Raw genomic sequence first — 16515 nt, forward strand, 5'->3', positions numbered from 1 at the left:
CAAAGCCCCGCCACAGCGCGCATTACTTCTTAGCGCTCATCACCGCGTCAGCAACGTGCTTCGGCGCCTCGGAGTAGTGCTTGAACTCCATGGAGTAGGTCGCACGACCCTGGGTTGCGGAGCGCAAATCGGTCGAGTAGCCGAACATCTCAGCCAGCGGTACTTCGGCCTTGATCTTCTTGCCGCCGATACCATCGTCGTCCATGCCCTGAACGATACCGCGACGACGGTTCAAGTCGCCCATCACGTCGCCCATGTACTCTTCAGGGGTTTCCACTTCGACAGCCATCATCGGCTCGAGGATCACCGGCTTGGCACGACGCATAGCTTCCTTGAAGGCCAGCGAGCCGGCCAATTCGAAGGCGATCTGCGACGAGTCGACATCGTGGTAGGAACCGAAGGTCAGACGTACGGTGACGTCAACCACCGGGAAGCCGGCCAGGATACCGTTGTTCAGGGTGTTCTTAATACCCTTGTCGACGGACGGGATGAATTCACGCGGAATAACACCACCCTTGATTTCGTCGAAGAACTGGTAACCATTGCCTTCGCCCGACGGCTCCAGCGTGATCACGGCGTGGCCGTACTGACCCTTACCACCCGATTGCTTGACGTGCTTGCCTTCGACGTCGGTAACAGTCTGGGTGATGGTTTCACGGTAAGCCACTTGCGGTGCGCCGACGTTGGCTTCAACGCCGAATTCGCGCCGCATGCGGTCAACCAGAATTTCCAGGTGCAGTTCGCCCATGCCGGAAATGATGGTCTGGCCGGATTCTTCGTCGGTACGCACGCGGAACGACGGGTCTTCCTTAGCCAGGCGGTTCAGGGCAACGCCCATCTTTTCCTGGTCGGCCTTGGTCTTCGGCTCAACGGCAACGTGAATCACCGGATCCGGGAACACCATGCGTTCCAGGATCAGCGGCGCATCGATGGCGCACAAGGTTTCACCGGTGGTGACTTCCTTCAGGCCAATCGCTGCGGCGATGTCGCCGGCGAAGACTTCTTCGATTTCCTTACGGTCGTTGGCGTGCATCTGCACGATACGGCCGATACGTTCTTTCTTGCCCTTGACCGAGTTCAGCACGGTATCGCCGGTCTTCACCACGCCCGAATAGACGCGGAAGAAGGTCAGCTGACCGACGTACGGGTCGTTCATCAACTTGAAGGCCAAGGCGGAGAACGGCTCGGTGTCCGAAGCATGACGCTCGGCCGGAGAACCGTCTTCCAGTTCGCCCGGAACCGGCGGCACATCGACCGGGCTCGGCAGCAGTTCGATAACCGCGTCCAGCATGCGCTGAACACCCTTGTTCTTGAACGCGGAACCGCACAGCATCGGCTGGATTTCGCAGCGCAGGGTACGTTGACGCAGACCGTGAACAATCTCCTCTTCCGACAGTTCGCCGGTTTCCAGGTACTTGTTCATGCTATCTTCGTCGACTTCGGCAGCCGCTTCGACCATCTTCTCGCGCCACTCTGCAGCAACGGAAACCAGATCGGCCGGAATTTCGCCATATTCGAACTTCATGCCTTGCGAGGCTTCGTCCCAAATGATGGCCTTCATCTTCAAGAGGTCAACCACGCCGGTAAAGCCGTCTTCAGCGCCGATAGGCACGACGATCGGCACCGGATTGCCACGCAGGCGGGTCTTAACCTGTTCAACCGCACGGAAGAAGTTGGCACCTTGGCGGTCCATCTTGTTCACGAAAGCGATACGCGGAACCTTGTACTTGTTCGCTTGACGCCATACGGTCTCGGACTGCGGCTGAACGCCACCGACCGCGCAGTAAACCATGACCGCGCCGTCCAGAACACGCATGGAGCGCTCCACCTCGATGGTGAAGTCGACGTGTCCCGGGGTATCGATGATGTTGAAGCGGTGTTCCGGGAACTGCAGACCCATACCCTTCCAGAAGGTGGTCGTTGCAGCGGAAGTAATGGTGATGCCGCGTTCCTGCTCCTGCTCCATCCAGTCCATGGTGGCAGCGCCGTCGTGAACTTCACCAATCTTGTGGTTCACACCGGTGTAATACAGGATGCGTTCGGTAGTGGTCGTCTTACCGGCATCGATGTGAGCGCTGATACCAATATTACGGTAGCGCTCAATGGGGGTTTTCCTAGCCACGGCTTATGCCTTATCGGTTAGTTGAATTAGAAGCGGAAATGCGAGAAGGCCTTGTTGGCTTCTGCCATACGGTGAACTTCTTCACGCTTCTTCATTGCGCCGCCACGGCCTTCGGCCGCGTCGATCAGCTCGCCGGCAAGGCGCAGATCCATGGACTTCTCGCCGCGCTTACGAGCGGCGTCTCGCAGCCAGCGCATAGCCAGCGCCATGCGACGGGACGGACGTACTTCAACAGGAACTTGATAGTTAGCACCACCAACGCGGCGGCTCTTTACTTCTACGACCGGCTTGGCGTTCGAGATCGCGGTGTTGAACACTTCGATCGGATTCTTGCCGGTCTTCTTTTCGATCTGATCCAGCGCACCGTAGATGATGCGTTCTGCAACAGACTTCTTGCCGTCGATCATGACGACGTTCATGAATTTGGACAGATCCTGGCTGCCGAACTTCGGATCCGGCAGGATCTCGCGCTTGGGGACTTCTCTGCGTCTTGGCATTTCGATTCCTTCAATCTATTCAGTTGAGCTCTATGCTCATGGCGCCCATGTTGGAGCGGCCACTTACTCGACGACACAAGGCCGCCGTTTCAGTTGCACCGAACGTCTTACTTAGGACGCTTGGCACCGTACTTGGAGCGGGACTGCTTACGATCCTTGACGCCAGCGGTATCCAGCGAGCCACGGACGGTGTGATAACGCACACCCGGCAAGTCCTTTACACGACCGCCGCGAATCAGAACCACGGAGTGCTCTTGCAGGTTGTGGCCTTCACCGCCGATATACGAAATGACTTCGAAACCGTTGGTCAGACGTACCTTGCACACTTTACGCAGTGCCGAGTTAGGCTTCTTCGGGGTGGTGGTGTACACGCGGGTGCACACGCCGCGCTTCTGCGGGCAGGCCTCCAGTGCAGGCACCTTGCTCTTCGCCGTGAGGGCGAGACGGCCCTTGCGGACCAGTTGGTTGATGGTTGGCATTACTCTCAGTTCCTAGTTGAGTCCACACAACGGCAACACGCCGCCATGAAAGAGGGTGGATTATATTTTAGTCAATAAGCCACCGTCAATGGAAAACACGCTGCCATTCAACGGTTTAGCGTTGAAGGGGCAGCGTTGTTTTCATAAAGCCACAAAAACGGCTTTTATTCGTTGCTTTCCAGGCTGGTTTGCGGCGTTTCCAGCGACATCGCCTCGACAAACATACTTTGCGAATCCGGGTCGCGACGACGATTGCGATGGTAAGCCAGACCGGTACCGGCCGGGATCAGTCGGCCAACGATCACGTTTTCCTTCAAGCCGCGCAGATCGTCCTTCTTGCCCATGATCGCCGCTTCGGTCAGCACGCGCGTGGTTTCCTGGAAGGAAGCCGCCGAGATGAACGAGTCGGTGGACAGCGAGGCCTTGGTAATACCCAGCAACACGTTTTCGTACTGTGCCGCTTCCTTGGTTTCCGCCGCCATGCGATCGTTGGTCTCCAGCACGTCGGCGCGCTCGACCTGTTCGCCCTGGATGAAGTCGGTGCCGCCGGCATCGGTGATGATCACGCGACGCAGCATCTGGCGAATGATCACCTCGATGTGCTTGTCGTTAATCTTCACACCTTGCAAGCGATACACTTCCTGCACTTCCTGAACGATGTAGCGGGCCAGCGCCTCGATACCCTGCAGACGCAGGATGTCGTGCGGGTCCACTGCGCCGTCGACGATCAATTCGCCGCGATTGACCACCTGACCGTCGTGGACCAGCACGTGCTTGTCCTTCGGAATCAGGTTTTCGAAGGTATTGCCTTCGAGGTCGGTGATGATCAGACGCTGCTTGCCCTTGGTGTCCTTACCGAACGAGACGGTACCGGTCACTTCGGCCAGCATGCCGGCATCCTTCGGCGAGCGAGCTTCGAACAGCTCGGCCACACGCGGCAGACCACCGGTAATATCGCGGGTCTTGGTGGTTTCTTGCGGAATACGCGCTAGAACCTCGCCCTTACCCACTTCCTGACCGTCCTTAACGGTGATGATGGCACCGACTTGGAAGGTGATGGACACCGAAGCATCGGAACCGGCCAGCTTCACTTCGTGGCCAGATTCGTCGAGCAGCTTCACCAACGGACGCAGCAGCTTGGATTGCGAGCCGGCGCGACGTTTCGGGTCGATGACCACCAAGGTCGACAGACCGGTCACTTCGTCCACCTGCTTGGCGACGGTCGTACCCTCTTCCACGTTCTCGAACTTCACGCGACCAGCATACTCGGTGATGATCGGGCGGGTGTGCGGATCCCAGGTCGCCAATACGTGGCCAGCCTTCAGCACCAGACCATCGGTCACCAGCAGCGTGGCACCGTACGGTACTTTGTGACGTTCGCGCTCGCGACCGATATCGTCGTGGATCACCACTTCGCCCGAGCGGGTGATCACGATCAGCTCGCCCTTGGTGTTGGTGACGTAACGCATCTGACTGGAGAAGCGCACGGTACCGTTCGACTTGGCTTCCACTTGGCTTGCCGCGGCGTTACGCGAGGCGGCACCACCGATGTGGAAGGTACGCATGGTCAGCTGGGTACCCGGTTCGCCGATGGACTGGGCGGCAATCACACCGACGGCTTCGCCGGCGTTGACTTCCTTACCACGGCCCAGATCGCGGCCATAGCACTTGGCGCACAGACCGTAACGGGTGTCGCAAGTGATCGGGGTGCGAACCTTGACTTCATCGATGCCCAGATTGTCGATCATGTCGACCAGGTGCTCGTCCAGCAGGGAGCCCGCTTCGATGACGGTTTCGCCACTCGACGGATCGACGATGTCGACCGCGGCCACGCGGCCGAGAATCCGGTCGCGCAACGCTTCGATCACGTCGCCGCCCTGCAGCACGGCCTTCATCGTGAAGCCGTTGGTCGTACCGCAATCGTCCTCGATCACCACCAGATCCTGGGTCACGTCGACCAGACGACGGGTCAGGTAACCAGAGTTTGCAGTCTTCAACGCGGTATCCGCCAGACCCTTACGTGCACCGTGGGTCGAGATGAAGTACTGCAATACCGTCAGACCTTCGCGGAAGTTCGAGGTAATCGGCGTCTCGATAATCGAGCCGTCCGGCTTGGCCATCAGGCCCCGCATACCGGCCAGCTGCTTGATCTGAGCCACAGAACCCCGGGCGCCGGAGTCGGCCATCATATAGATGGAGTTGAACGATTCCTGATCGACTTCCTTGCCGTCGCGGTCGAGAACCTTCTGCTTGGACAGCTCGTCCATCATCGCCTTGGCGACCTTGTCGCCAGTGCGGCCCCAGATATCGACCACCTTGTTGTAGCGCTCGCCCTGGGTCACCAGACCTTGGCGATACTGCTCTTCGATTTCCTTGACTTCCTTGTGCGCCTCGGCCAGCAGTTCCGGCTTCTTGGTCGGCACCAGCATGTCGTCGACACAGATCGAAATGCCGCCACGGGTCGAGAAGGCGAAACCGGTGTACATCAGTTGATCGGCGAAGATCACCGTGTCGCGAATACCGCAGCGACGGAACGACGCGTTGATCAGCTTGGAGATTTCCTTCTTCTTCAACGCCTTGTTGATGTGTTCGAAGCCCAGGCCCTTCGGCAGGATATCGGACAACAGCGCGCGACCGACGGTGGTCTCGTAGCGCTTGATCACCGGCTGGAATTCGCCCTGCTCGTCCTTCTCCCATTCCTTCAGGCGGACAGTGATGCGGGTGGCCAATTCCACTTGGCGGGTTTCGTAGGCGCGGTGCACTTCCTGGGTGTCGGCAAATACCATGCCTTCGCCCTTGCCGTTCACCTTGTCGCGGGTCATGTAGTACAGACCCAAGACAATATCCTGCGACGGAACGATGATCGGCTCGCCGTTCGCCGGCGACAGCACGTTGTTGGTCGCCAGCATCAGGGTGCGGGCTTCCATCTGCGCTTCGAGCGACAGCGGCACGTGAACGGCCATTTGGTCACCGTCGAAGTCGGCGTTGAATGCCGCGCAAACCAGCGGATGCAGCTGGATCGCCTTACCTTCGATCAGTACCGGCTCGAACGCCTGGATACCCAGACGGTGCAGAGTCGGGGCACGGTTGAGCAGGACCGGATGTTCGCGGATCACGTCTTCCAGGATGTCCCAAACTTCCGGCACTTCCTGTTCGACCAGCTTCTTGGCCGCCTTGATGGTGGACGCCAAGCCCATCACTTCCAGCTTGTGGAAGATGAACGGCTTGAACAGTTCCAGCGCCATCTTCTTCGGCAGGCCGCACTGATGCAGACGCAGGGTCGGGCCCACGGTAATCACCGAACGACCGGAGTAGTCGACGCGCTTACCCAGCAGGTTTTGACGGAAGCGACCGCCCTTACCCTTGATCATGTCGGCCAGCGACTTGAGCGGGCGTTTGTTGGCGCCGGTCATGGCCTTGCCGCGGCGACCGTTGTCGAGCAGCGAGTCGACCGATTCCTGCAGCATGCGCTTTTCGTTACGCACGATGATGTCAGGCGCACGCAGTTCCAACAGACGTTTCAGTCGGTTGTTACGGTTGATGACGCGGCGATACAGGTCGTTCAGATCCGAGGTGGCGAAACGGCCGCCATCGAGCGGTACCAACGGACGCAGTTCCGGCGGTAGAACCGGCAGCACTTCCAAGATCATCCACTCTGGTTTCATGCCGGAGCGCAGGAAGGCTTCCAGCACCTTCAGGCGCTTGGCGATCTTCTTGATCTTGGTGTCGGAACCGGTGCTTTCCAGTTCGCGGCGCAAGGTTTCGATCTCGCGATCGAGATCCAGGCTGCGCAACAGTTCGCGCACGGCCTCGGCACCCATCATGGCCCTGAACTCTTCGCCGTACTGGTCTTCCTTATCCAGGAAGTCCTCTTCGGACAACAGCTGACCGCGAGTCAACGGGGTCATGCCGGGATCGGTCACCACAAAGCCTTCGAAGTACAGCACGCGTTCGATATCGCGCAGGGTCATGTCGAGCACCATGCCCAAGCGGGACGGCAGACTCTTCAGGAACCAGATGTGCGCGGTCGGGCTCGCCAGTTCGATGTGGCCCATGCGTTCGCGACGAACCTTGGACAGCGTGACTTCCACGCCGCACTTTTCGCAGATCACGCCGCGGTGTTTCAGGCGCTTGTACTTGCCGCACAAGCATTCGTAGTCCTTCACCGGCCCGAAAATGCGAGCGCAGAACAGGCCGTCGCGTTCAGGCTTGAAGGTACGGTAGTTGATGGTTTCAGGCTTCTTAACTTCACCGTAAGACCAGGAACGGATCTTGTCCGGTGAAGCGATGCCGATCTTAATCGCATCAAACTCTTCTTCTTGCGTTACTTGCTTAAAGAGGTCGAGCAGAGCTTTCATTGCGTCTCCAGTCAGGGAGTCGGCGCGGCGACAGCCGCGCCAACACGCCTATCAATAACGTTCCAGGTCCATGTCGAGGCCAAGCGAGCGGATTTCCTTCACCAACACGTTGAAGGATTCCGGCATGCCGGCATCGATCTTGTGCTCGCCCTTGACGATGTTTTCGTACACCTTGGTCCGACCGGTCACATCGTCGGACTTCACCGTCAGCATTTCTTGCAGCGTGTAGGCGGCGCCATAGGCTTCCAGTGCCCAGACTTCCATCTCACCGAAACGCTGACCGCCGAACTGCGCCTTACCACCCAACGGCTGTTGGGTAACCAGGCTGTACGGACCGGTGGAACGCGCGTGCATCTTGTCGTCGACCAAGTGGTGCAGCTTCAGGTAATGCATCACGCCGACGGTCACCTTGCGGTCGAATGCCTCGCCGGTGCGGCCGTCGTGCAGCGTCAGCTGCGTCTTGGACTCGTTGAAGCCCAATTGCGCGGTACGCGGATCTTCGTCCAGGTAGGCCAGGTTCAGCATGTGGCGGATTTCCGCCTCCTTGGCACCGTCGAACACCGGCGTTGCAAACGGCATACCCTTCTTCAGATGGTCGGCCAGCATCAGGATTTCGTCGTCCGTCATGCTGTCGATCTCTTCCGGCTTGCCGGTTTCGTTGTACACGCGGGTCAGATACTGGCGGATCTCGGCCACGGCACGTTGGCTCTTGAGCATACCGTCGATCTGCTCGCCGATACCCTTAGCGGCCCAGCCCAAGTGAACCTCGAGAATCTGGCCGATGTTCATCCGCGACGGTACACCCAGCGGGTTCAGCACGATGTCAACGGCACGGCCGTCGCCCATGAACGGCATGTCTTCCACCGGCAGGATGCGCGAAACCACACCCTTGTTACCGTGACGACCGGCCATCTTGTCGCCCGCTTGCAGGCGGCGCTTGACAGCCAGATAGACCTTGACCATCTTCTGCACGCCCGGGGGCAGTTCGTCGCCCTGGGTCAGCTTGCGCTTCTTGTCTTCGAACTTGAGGTCGAACTCTTCGCGCTTCTGCGCCAGGCTGTCCTTGATCAGTTCGAGTTGCTTGGCGATATCTTCATCGCTCATGCGGATGTCGAACCAGTCGTGCTTGGCACCCAGGCTTTCCAGGTACTCGGCGTCGATCACAGTGCCCTTGGCCAGACGCTTCGGACCGCCGTTGGCCGGCTTGCCGACAATCAGGCGCTCGATACGGCTGAAGGCGTCGTTCTCGAAAATACGCAGCTGGTCGTTCAGGTCCAGGCGATAACGCTTCAGTTCGGCGTCGATGATCGACTGAGCGCGCTTGTCGCGCTCGATGCCTTCGCGGGTGAACACCTGTACGTCGATCACCGTGCCGGTCATGCCGGTCGGTACGCGCAGACTGGTGTCCTTCACATCGGAGGCCTTCTCGCCGAAGATCGCGCGCAGCAGCTTTTCTTCCGGCGTCAGCTGGGTTTCGCCCTTCGGCGTCACCTTACCGACCAGCACGTCGCCGGCTTCGACTTCGGCACCGATGTAGACGATGCCGGACTCGTCCAGGCGGCCTGCCATGCGTTCGGACAGGTTCGGGATGTCGCGGGTGATTTCTTCCGGCCCAAGCTTGGTATCGCGGGCAACCACCGACAGTTCCTCGATATGGATCGAGGTGTAGCGGTCTTCGGCCACCACCTTCTCGGAGATCAGAATCGAGTCCTCGAAGTTGTAACCGTTCCACGGCATGAAGGCGATGGTCATGTTCTGACCCAGCGCCAATTCGCCCAAGTCGGTCGAAGCACCGTCGGCCACCACGTCGCCCTTGGCGAGCTTGTCGCCGACATGCACGACCGGACGCTGGTTGATGTTGGTGTTCTGGTTCGAGCGGGTGAACTTGGTCAGGTTGTAGATATCCACACCGACTTCGCCAGCAGTGGCTTCGTCGTCGTTGACGCGAATCACCACACGGTTGGCGTCGACCAGGTCGACCACGCCGCCACGACGGGCGACCACGGTGGTGCCGGAGTCGATGGCGACGTCGCGCTCGATGCCGGTACCGACGTACGGTTTTTCCGGACGCAGACACGGCACAGCCTGACGTTGCATGTTGGCGCCCATCAAGGCACGGTTGGCGTCGTCATGCTCCAGGAACGGAATCAAGGAAGCGGCGACGGACACCACCTGGCCGGTAGCCACGTCCATGTACTGCACGCGGTCCGGGGTCGACAGGATGGTTTCGCCCTTTTCGCGGCAGGTAACCAGATCGTCGATCAGGCGACCGTCTTCGTCGAGCTCGGCGTTGGCTTGAGCAATGACGTAGCGGCCTTCTTCGATGGCCGACAGGTAGTCGATCTCGCTGGTGACCTTACCATCCACGACCTTGCGGTACGGGGTTTCCAGGAAACCGAATTCGTTGGTTCGGGCATAAACCGACAGCGAGTTGATCAGGCCGATGTTCGGGCCTTCCGGCGTTTCGATCGGGCAAACGCGACCGTAGTGGGTCGGATGCACGTCGCGCACTTCGAAGCCGGCGCGTTCGCGGGTCAGACCGCCCGGGCCCAACGCCGAAACGCGGCGCTTGTGGGTAATTTCGGACAGAGGGTTGGTCTGGTCCATGAACTGCGACAACTGGCTCGAACCGAAGAATTCCTTGATGGCGGCGCTGACCGGCTTGGCATTGATCAGGTCATGCGGCATCAGGTTGTCGGATTCGGCTTGGTTCAGACGCTCCTTGACGGCGCGCTCGACGCGCACCAGGCCGGCGCGGAATTGGTTCTCGGCCAGTTCGCCCACCGAACGCACGCGACGGTTGCCCAGGTGATCGATGTCGTCCACTTCGCCGCGACCGTTGCGCAACTCGGTCAGGATGGCGATGACCGAAACGATGTCCTCGGTCGTCAGCGTGCCATCCATGACATCGCGACGTCCGGAGAACTTCTCGCCGATCAGTACCTTGAACCACTCGGGGGTCTTGTCATCGAACTTGTATTGATAAGTCCGGGTATTGAACTTCATACGGCCCACGCGCGACAGATCGTAGGTTTCTTCGCTGAAGAACAGACGCTGGAACAGTTGCTCGACAGCGTCTTCGGTCGGCGGTTCGCCCGGGCGCATCATACGATAGATCGCAACGCGTGCCTGCATCCGATCCAGGATGTCGTCAACACGCAGGGTCTGGGAAATATAAGCGCCCTGATCCAGGTCATTGGTGAACAGCACGTCGATTTCCGACGCCTCGGTCAGCGCCAGCTTGGCCAGCACTTCTTCGCTGATTTCCTCGTTGGCGCGAGCGATCACTTCACCGGTATCGGTGTTGACCACGGCGCGCGCCAGCACGCGGCCCAACAGCGCATCGGCCGGCACTTCGACGCGATCAAGCTCTGCGGTCTGGATGTCGCGGATGTGCTTGGCGGTGATGCGCTTGTCCTTGGCCACGATCAGCTTGCCGTCGGCCCCAACCAGGTCGAATTTAGCGACTTCGCCCTTCAGGCGATCCGCCACGACCTTCATGAACACACCGCTCTTGGTCAGGTAGAACGTATCGAAGCTGTAGAACTCGGCCAGAATCTGCTCTTCGGTGTAACCCAGCGCCTTCAACAGGATGGTCACCGGCATCTTGCGACGACGGTCGATACGGAAGTACAGCAGATCCTTCGGATCGAATTCGAAGTCCAGCCACGAGCCACGGTAGGGAATGACGCGCGCAGAGAACAGCAGCTTGCCCGAAGAGTGGGTTTTACCGCGGTCGTGTTCGAAGAAGACACCAGGGCTACGATGCAACTGGCTGACGATCACACGCTCGGTACCGTTGATGATGAACGAACCGTTGGTGGTCATGAGCGGAATTTCACCCATGTACACTTCGTTTTCGCGTACTTCCTTCACCACCGGCTTGGACGACTCCTTATCGAAGATCGTCAGGCGGATACGGGCGCGCAACGGTGCGGCGTAGGTAATGCCGCGCAGTTGGCATTCCTGCATGTCGAACGGCGGCTCGCCAAGAATGTAGTGTGCAAAGTCCAGACGGGCGTAACCGTTGTGACTGATGATCGGAAAGATCGACTTAAAGGCAGCCTGCAGACCAACATCCTTGCGCTGCTCAACCGGTGCACCCAGCTGCAGAAATTCGCTATACGAATCGATCTGGGTCGCCAACAGGAATGGGACATCGAGAACACTGGCACGTTTCGCAAAGCTCTTACGAATACGTTTCTTCTCAGTAAACGAATAACTCATAGAGTCTCCATCGAGGTGGGGTGGCGCAAGAAACCAAATGTCAGCAACCACACGCTTATTAATTGCTGGCGTTTATTTTCTTGATTGTTCCAATTACAAGCGCAACAAGGCTGGCGGATTTCTCCGCCAGCCTTCCTTCTTTTTTCAAAGAAGATTACTTGATTTCAGCCTTGGCACCGGCTTCGGTCAGTTGCTTAGCGATGTCATCGGCTTCAGCCTTGGCAACGCCTTCCTTCACGGCCTTCGGAGCGCCGTCGACCAGATCCTTGGCTTCCTTCAGGCCCAGGCCGGTGATCGCGCGTACAACCTTGATCACGTTGACCTTGTTGTCGCCTACGGCGGACAGGATCACGTCGAACTCGGTCTTCTCTTCAGCGGCAGCAGCGCCACCAGCAGCCGGGCCGGCAACGGCAACGGCAGCGGCGGAAACGCCGAACTTCTCTTCGAACGCCTTGACCAGGTCGTTCAGTTCCATAACGGTCAGGCCGGCAACGGCGTCAAGGATGTCTTCTTTGGTGATTGCCATGTGAAAATCTCCAGAAATCTGTATATATCAAAAAAGTTAAGCGGCTTCGGCCTGCTTCTTTTCCGCCAATGCGGCCAGTGCGCGGGCAAAGCCGGACACAGGAGCCTGCATAACGTACAGAAGCTTGGACAGCAGTTCTTCGCGGCTCGGGATCGATGCCAGCTCAGCAACCTGAGCAGCATTCAGAACCTTGCCTTCGTAGGAACCGGCCTTGACGATGATCTTATCGTCGGCCTTCGCGAATTGGTGGAGCACTTTGGCTGCAGCGACCGGATCAACCGAGATACCGTAGACCAGCGGACCAACCATTTGGTCGGCCAAGCCTTCGAATGCGGTACCTTGGACGGCGCGACGCACCAGCGTGTTCTTCAGAACGCGCAGATACACGCCGTTCTCACGTGCCTTGGCACGGAGTTGGGTCATGCTGCTAACCTCGATCCCCCGATATTCGGCGATTACGATGGTCTGAGCATCGGCCAGCTTGGCAGATACTTCAGTAACGACCGCCTTCTTATCTTCAAGATTGAGACTCAAGGTCTACCTCCTAGTCTGAAATGAAGTGCGAACATCGCACTCCGCTTTGCAGCGGCGACCTTTCAGGAGACATCATGCAAACGATTCGGTGGTGCCCATGGGCAGAATTGAACTGCCGACCTCTCCCTTACCAAGGGAGTGCTCTACCCCTGAGCTACATGGGCTCGAAACGCTGAAGCCTTCTATTCGGGTACACCATCTGCGTAGGATGCTGTCGCCAGCGATTAAGCCTTGCGGCACCTACGGTCTTTGACAATCTGGCGGGACAAGCCCGCCAGCCCAAAGCCATGGCAGGTTGAGCACCTGCCTAGCTCCAACGCTTAAGCGCTGAAGCTACTGGTATCGATACGAACGCCAACGCCCATGGTGCTGGAAACGGCGGCCTTCTTCAGATACTGACCCTTGGCAGCGGCCGGCTTGGCCTTCTGCAGGGCATCGATCAATGCGGACAGGTTTTCACGCAGCGCGGCGGCTTCGAAAGAAGCGCGGCCGATGGTGGCGTGAACGATACCTGCCTTATCGGTACGGTATTGAACCTGACCGGCCTTGGCGTTCTTCACAGCTTCGGCGACGTTCGGGGTTACGGTACCAACCTTCGGGTTCGGCATCAGGCCACGCGGGCCGAGGATTTGACCCAGCTGACCGACAACGCGCATAGCGTCCGGCGCAGCGATCACAACGTCGAAGTTCAGTTGACCGGCCTTGACTTGATCGGCCAGATCGTCGAAACCGACAACGTCCGCACCGGCTTCGCGAGCTGCGTCAGCGGCTGCGCCTTGGGCGAACACGGCAACGCGCACGCTCTTGCCAGTGCCGCGCGGCAGCACGACGGCGCCACGGACAACTTGGTCGGACTTACGCGGATCGACGCCGAGATTAACGGCCACATCGATCGACTCGTCGAACTTGGCAGTAGCGGCTTCCTTGACCAGCGCCAGCGCTTCGTCGACCGGGTACAGCTTGTTACGGTCAACCTTGGCAACCAGTGCTTGCATACGCTTGGAGACTTTAGCCATTTACACGCCCTCCACTTCGAGACCCATGGAGCGAGCGGAACCGGCGATGGTACGCACGGCGGCGTCCATGTCGGCAGCGGTCAGATCCGGCTGCTTGGCCTTAGCGATTTCTTCCAGTTGAGCGCGGGTTACCTTGCCAACCTTCTGGGTGTTAGCGCGCGGGCTACCCTTCTGGATACCGGCGGCCTTCTTCAGCAGAATGGTGGCCGGCGGGGTCTTCATGATGAAGGTGAAGGACTTGTCCGCGTAGGCGGTGATCACAACCGGAATCGGCAGACCCGGCTCGATGCCTTGGGTCTGAGCGTTGAACGCCTTGCAGAATTCCATGATGTTCAGGCCGCGCTGACCCAGAGCCGGGCCGATAGGCGGCGACGGATTGGCTTTACCAGCGGGCACTTGCAGCTTTACATAGCCGACAATTTTCTTTGCCACGATTTACACTCCTAAAGCGGGTATAGCGCAGGCGCAAGCCTGCTTCCCAGACGAAAGGGGTAGATTATACACACATACCCCTTACCTTGCCAAGTAATGATCAGACTTTTTCTACTTGGCTGAATTCCAGCTCGACCGGCGTGTCACGACCGAAGATCTGAACCGACACGCGCAGCTTGTTGCGCTCGTAGTTCACTTCGTCCACCGTGCCATTGAAGTCGTTGAACGGACCATCGGTTACGCGCACACGCTCGCCCACCTCGAACAGCACCTTCGGACGAGGCTTCTCCACCCCTTCCTGGATCTGCTGCATGATCGAGTCGACTTCCTTCTTGGAAATCGGTGCCGGCTTGTTGGCAGTGCCGCCAATGAAACCGGTCACCTTGGGCGTACTCTTCACCAGGTGCCAGGTCTCGTCGGTCATCTCCATTTCGATCAGCACATAACCGGGGAAGAACTTGCGTTCGGTAATCGAGCGGCGGCCGTTCTTGATATCGACCACTTCCTCGACCGGAACCAGGATCTGTCCAAACTGATCAGCTACCTCGGAGCGATCGATGCGCTCGCGCAGCGCTTTTTGCACGCTCTTCTCAAACCCGGAATAAGCGTGCACGACATACCAGCGTTTTGCCATTTATCTATCAACCTCGACCGAGAATCACGTCGTAGACCAACCAGGTCAGACCCGAGTCGACCAACCACATGAACAATGCCAGGACGGCAACGAACAGAAAGACGATCCCCGTCATCTGCATGGCTTCCTTACGCGTCGGCCATACCACCTTGCGACCTTCGACCACGGACTCGCGCGCATAAGCAACGAATTCGCGCCCCGGCGTCGTCACCCAGACGACACCGGCAGCCAACGCCAACGCCACAAACATGGCCAAAACACGCAAAAAGCTCTGCGTATCCGGGATCACATAGAAACCCACCACGCCTGCGGCAACCAGCAGACCAGCCAGGGACAACTTGATTTTGTCTTGCATTTCCATACGGAATGTTCTCAGCGCGTATGTGACAAAAGACCAACCGGCGCAATAGCGCCGGTTAGTCTTACTTGGCAGGCCAGGAGGGTCTCGAACCCCCAACCCTCGGTTTTGGAGACCGATACTCTACCAATTGAGCTACTGGCCTAAAACCTTAACAACTTACTTAACAATCTTGGCTACAACGCCGGCGCCGACGGTGCGGCCGCCTTCGCGAATCGCGAAGCGCAGACCTTCTTCCATGGCGATCGGAGCGATCAGCGCGACGGTGATGCTGACGTTGTCGCCAGGCATAACCATTTCCACGCCTTCAGCCAGCGTTACGGCACCGGTCACGTCCGTGGTACGGAAGTAGAACTGCGGGCGGTAGTTGGCGAAGAACGGGGTGTGACGACCACCTTCTTCCTTCGACAGCACGTAAACTTCGGCGGTGAAGTCGGTATGCGGGGTGATGCTACCCGGCTTAGCCAGGACTTGACCACGTTCCACTTCTTCACGCTTGGTGCCGCGCAGCAGCACGCCGACGTTGTCGCCTGCTTGACCTTGATCCAGCAGCTTGCGGAACATTTCCACGCCGGTGCAGGTGGTCTTGGCAGTCGGCTTGATACCGACGATTTCGATTTCTTCACCGACCTTGACCACGCCGCGCTCTACACGACCGGTCACAACGGTACCGCGACCCGAGATCGAGAACACGTCTTCGATCGGCAGCAGGAACGGCTTGTCGATGGCACGTTCCGGCGTCGGGATGTAGCTGTCCAGCGCTTCGGCCAGACGGAAGATCGACGGTTCGCCGATTTCGGACTGGTCGCCTTCCAGCGCCTTCAGAGCCGAGCCCTTGACGATCGGCAGATCGTCGCCCGGGAAGTCGTAGGAAGACAGCAGATCGCGCACTTCCATTTCAACCAGTTCCAGCAGCTCTTCGTCGTCTACCATGTCGCACTTGTTCAGGTAAACGATGATGTACGGTACACCCACCTGGCGAGCCAGCAGGATGTGTTCGCGGGTTTGCGGCATCGGACCGTCAGCGGCCGAGCAAACCAGGATCGCGCCGTCCATCTGGGCAGCACCGGTAATCATGTTCTTCACGTAGTCGGCGTGGCCCGGGCAATCTACGTGTGCGTAGTGGCGGGTTTCGGTCTCGTATTCTACGTGAGCGGTGTTGATGGTAATACCACGTGCCTTTTCTTCCGGCGCGCTGTCGATTTGATCGTAGCCCTTAGCTTCACCGCCGAACTTCTTCGACAGAATGGTGGTGATCGCAGCGGTCAGGGTGGTCTTGCCATGGTCAACGTGACCGATGGTGCCGACGTTTACGTGCGGTTTGGTCCGCTC

The 16515-nt window shown here is 58.7% G+C and carries 12 protein-coding genes and 2 tRNA genes; all 14 read right to left on the bottom strand.

Features of this window, described 5'->3' with window-relative positions; genetic code table 11:
• Positions 1-22: 22 nt before the first annotated feature.
• Positions 23-2122, bottom strand: coding sequence for an elongation factor G (gene fusA / locus DFP86_RS07600; RefSeq protein ID WP_133679784.1), 2100 nt, complete (start codon positions 2120-2122; stop codon positions 23-25).
• Positions 2123-2148: 26 nt separating this feature from the next.
• Entirely contained in the window at positions 2149-2619 is a 471-nt protein-coding gene (gene rpsG / locus DFP86_RS07605) for a 30S ribosomal protein S7 (protein WP_133679786.1), read from the bottom strand.
• A gap of 107 nt (positions 2620-2726) precedes the next feature.
• Positions 2727-3098 (bottom strand): 30S ribosomal protein S12, encoded by a 372-nt coding sequence (rpsL, locus tag DFP86_RS07610; RefSeq protein WP_133679788.1) that lies wholly within the window; start codon positions 3096-3098, stop codon positions 2727-2729.
• A 164-nt stretch (positions 3099-3262) separates the two neighbouring features.
• A complete protein-coding gene (gene rpoC, locus DFP86_RS07615) occupies positions 3263-7456 on the bottom strand; it encodes a DNA-directed RNA polymerase subunit beta' (protein WP_133679790.1) in 4194 nt (1397 codons plus the stop codon).
• A 51-nt stretch (positions 7457-7507) separates the two neighbouring features.
• Positions 7508-11683, bottom strand: a complete 4176-nt coding sequence (rpoB, locus tag DFP86_RS07620; protein ID WP_133679792.1) for a DNA-directed RNA polymerase subunit beta — start codon at positions 11681-11683, stop codon at positions 7508-7510.
• Positions 11684-11837: 154 nt separating this feature from the next.
• Positions 11838-12209 carry a 50S ribosomal protein L7/L12 gene (gene rplL, locus DFP86_RS07625; protein ID WP_133679794.1) on the bottom strand — a complete coding sequence of 124 codons (372 nt, stop codon included), beginning with the start codon at positions 12207-12209 and terminating at the stop codon, positions 11838-11840.
• 36 nt (positions 12210-12245) lie between these two features.
• Entirely contained in the window at positions 12246-12743 is a 498-nt protein-coding gene (rplJ, locus tag DFP86_RS07630; protein ID WP_133679796.1) for a 50S ribosomal protein L10, read from the bottom strand.
• An 89-nt stretch (positions 12744-12832) separates the two neighbouring features.
• Positions 12833-12907, bottom strand: a tRNA-Thr gene (locus tag DFP86_RS07635).
• A 156-nt stretch (positions 12908-13063) separates the two neighbouring features.
• The gene (rplA, locus tag DFP86_RS07640; RefSeq protein WP_133679798.1) at positions 13064-13759 is read right to left on the bottom strand and encodes a 50S ribosomal protein L1; all 696 of its coding nucleotides are present in this window, start codon (positions 13757-13759) and stop codon (positions 13064-13066) included.
• The gene (gene rplK / locus DFP86_RS07645) at positions 13760-14191 is read right to left on the bottom strand and encodes a 50S ribosomal protein L11 (protein ID WP_133679800.1); all 432 of its coding nucleotides are present in this window, start codon (positions 14189-14191) and stop codon (positions 13760-13762) included.
• 100 nt (positions 14192-14291) lie between these two features.
• Positions 14292-14825, bottom strand: coding sequence for a transcription termination/antitermination protein NusG (gene nusG, locus DFP86_RS07650; protein ID WP_133679802.1), 534 nt, complete (start codon positions 14823-14825; stop codon positions 14292-14294).
• Positions 14826-14832: 7 nt separating this feature from the next.
• Positions 14833-15186, bottom strand: a complete 354-nt coding sequence (gene secE, locus DFP86_RS07655; protein ID WP_133679804.1) for a preprotein translocase subunit SecE — start codon at positions 15184-15186, stop codon at positions 14833-14835.
• 66 nt (positions 15187-15252) lie between these two features.
• A tRNA-Trp gene (locus DFP86_RS07660) sits at positions 15253-15328 on the bottom strand.
• Between the two features lie 14 nt (positions 15329-15342).
• The coding region (tuf, locus tag DFP86_RS07665) for an elongation factor Tu (RefSeq protein ID WP_166642190.1) at positions 15343-16515 on the bottom strand (1173 nt) is incomplete at its 5' end.

The sequence above is a fragment of the Paludibacterium purpuratum genome (assembly GCF_004363805.1).
In the GTDB taxonomy this organism is placed as follows: Bacteria; Pseudomonadota; Gammaproteobacteria; order Burkholderiales; family Chromobacteriaceae; genus Paludibacterium; species Paludibacterium purpuratum.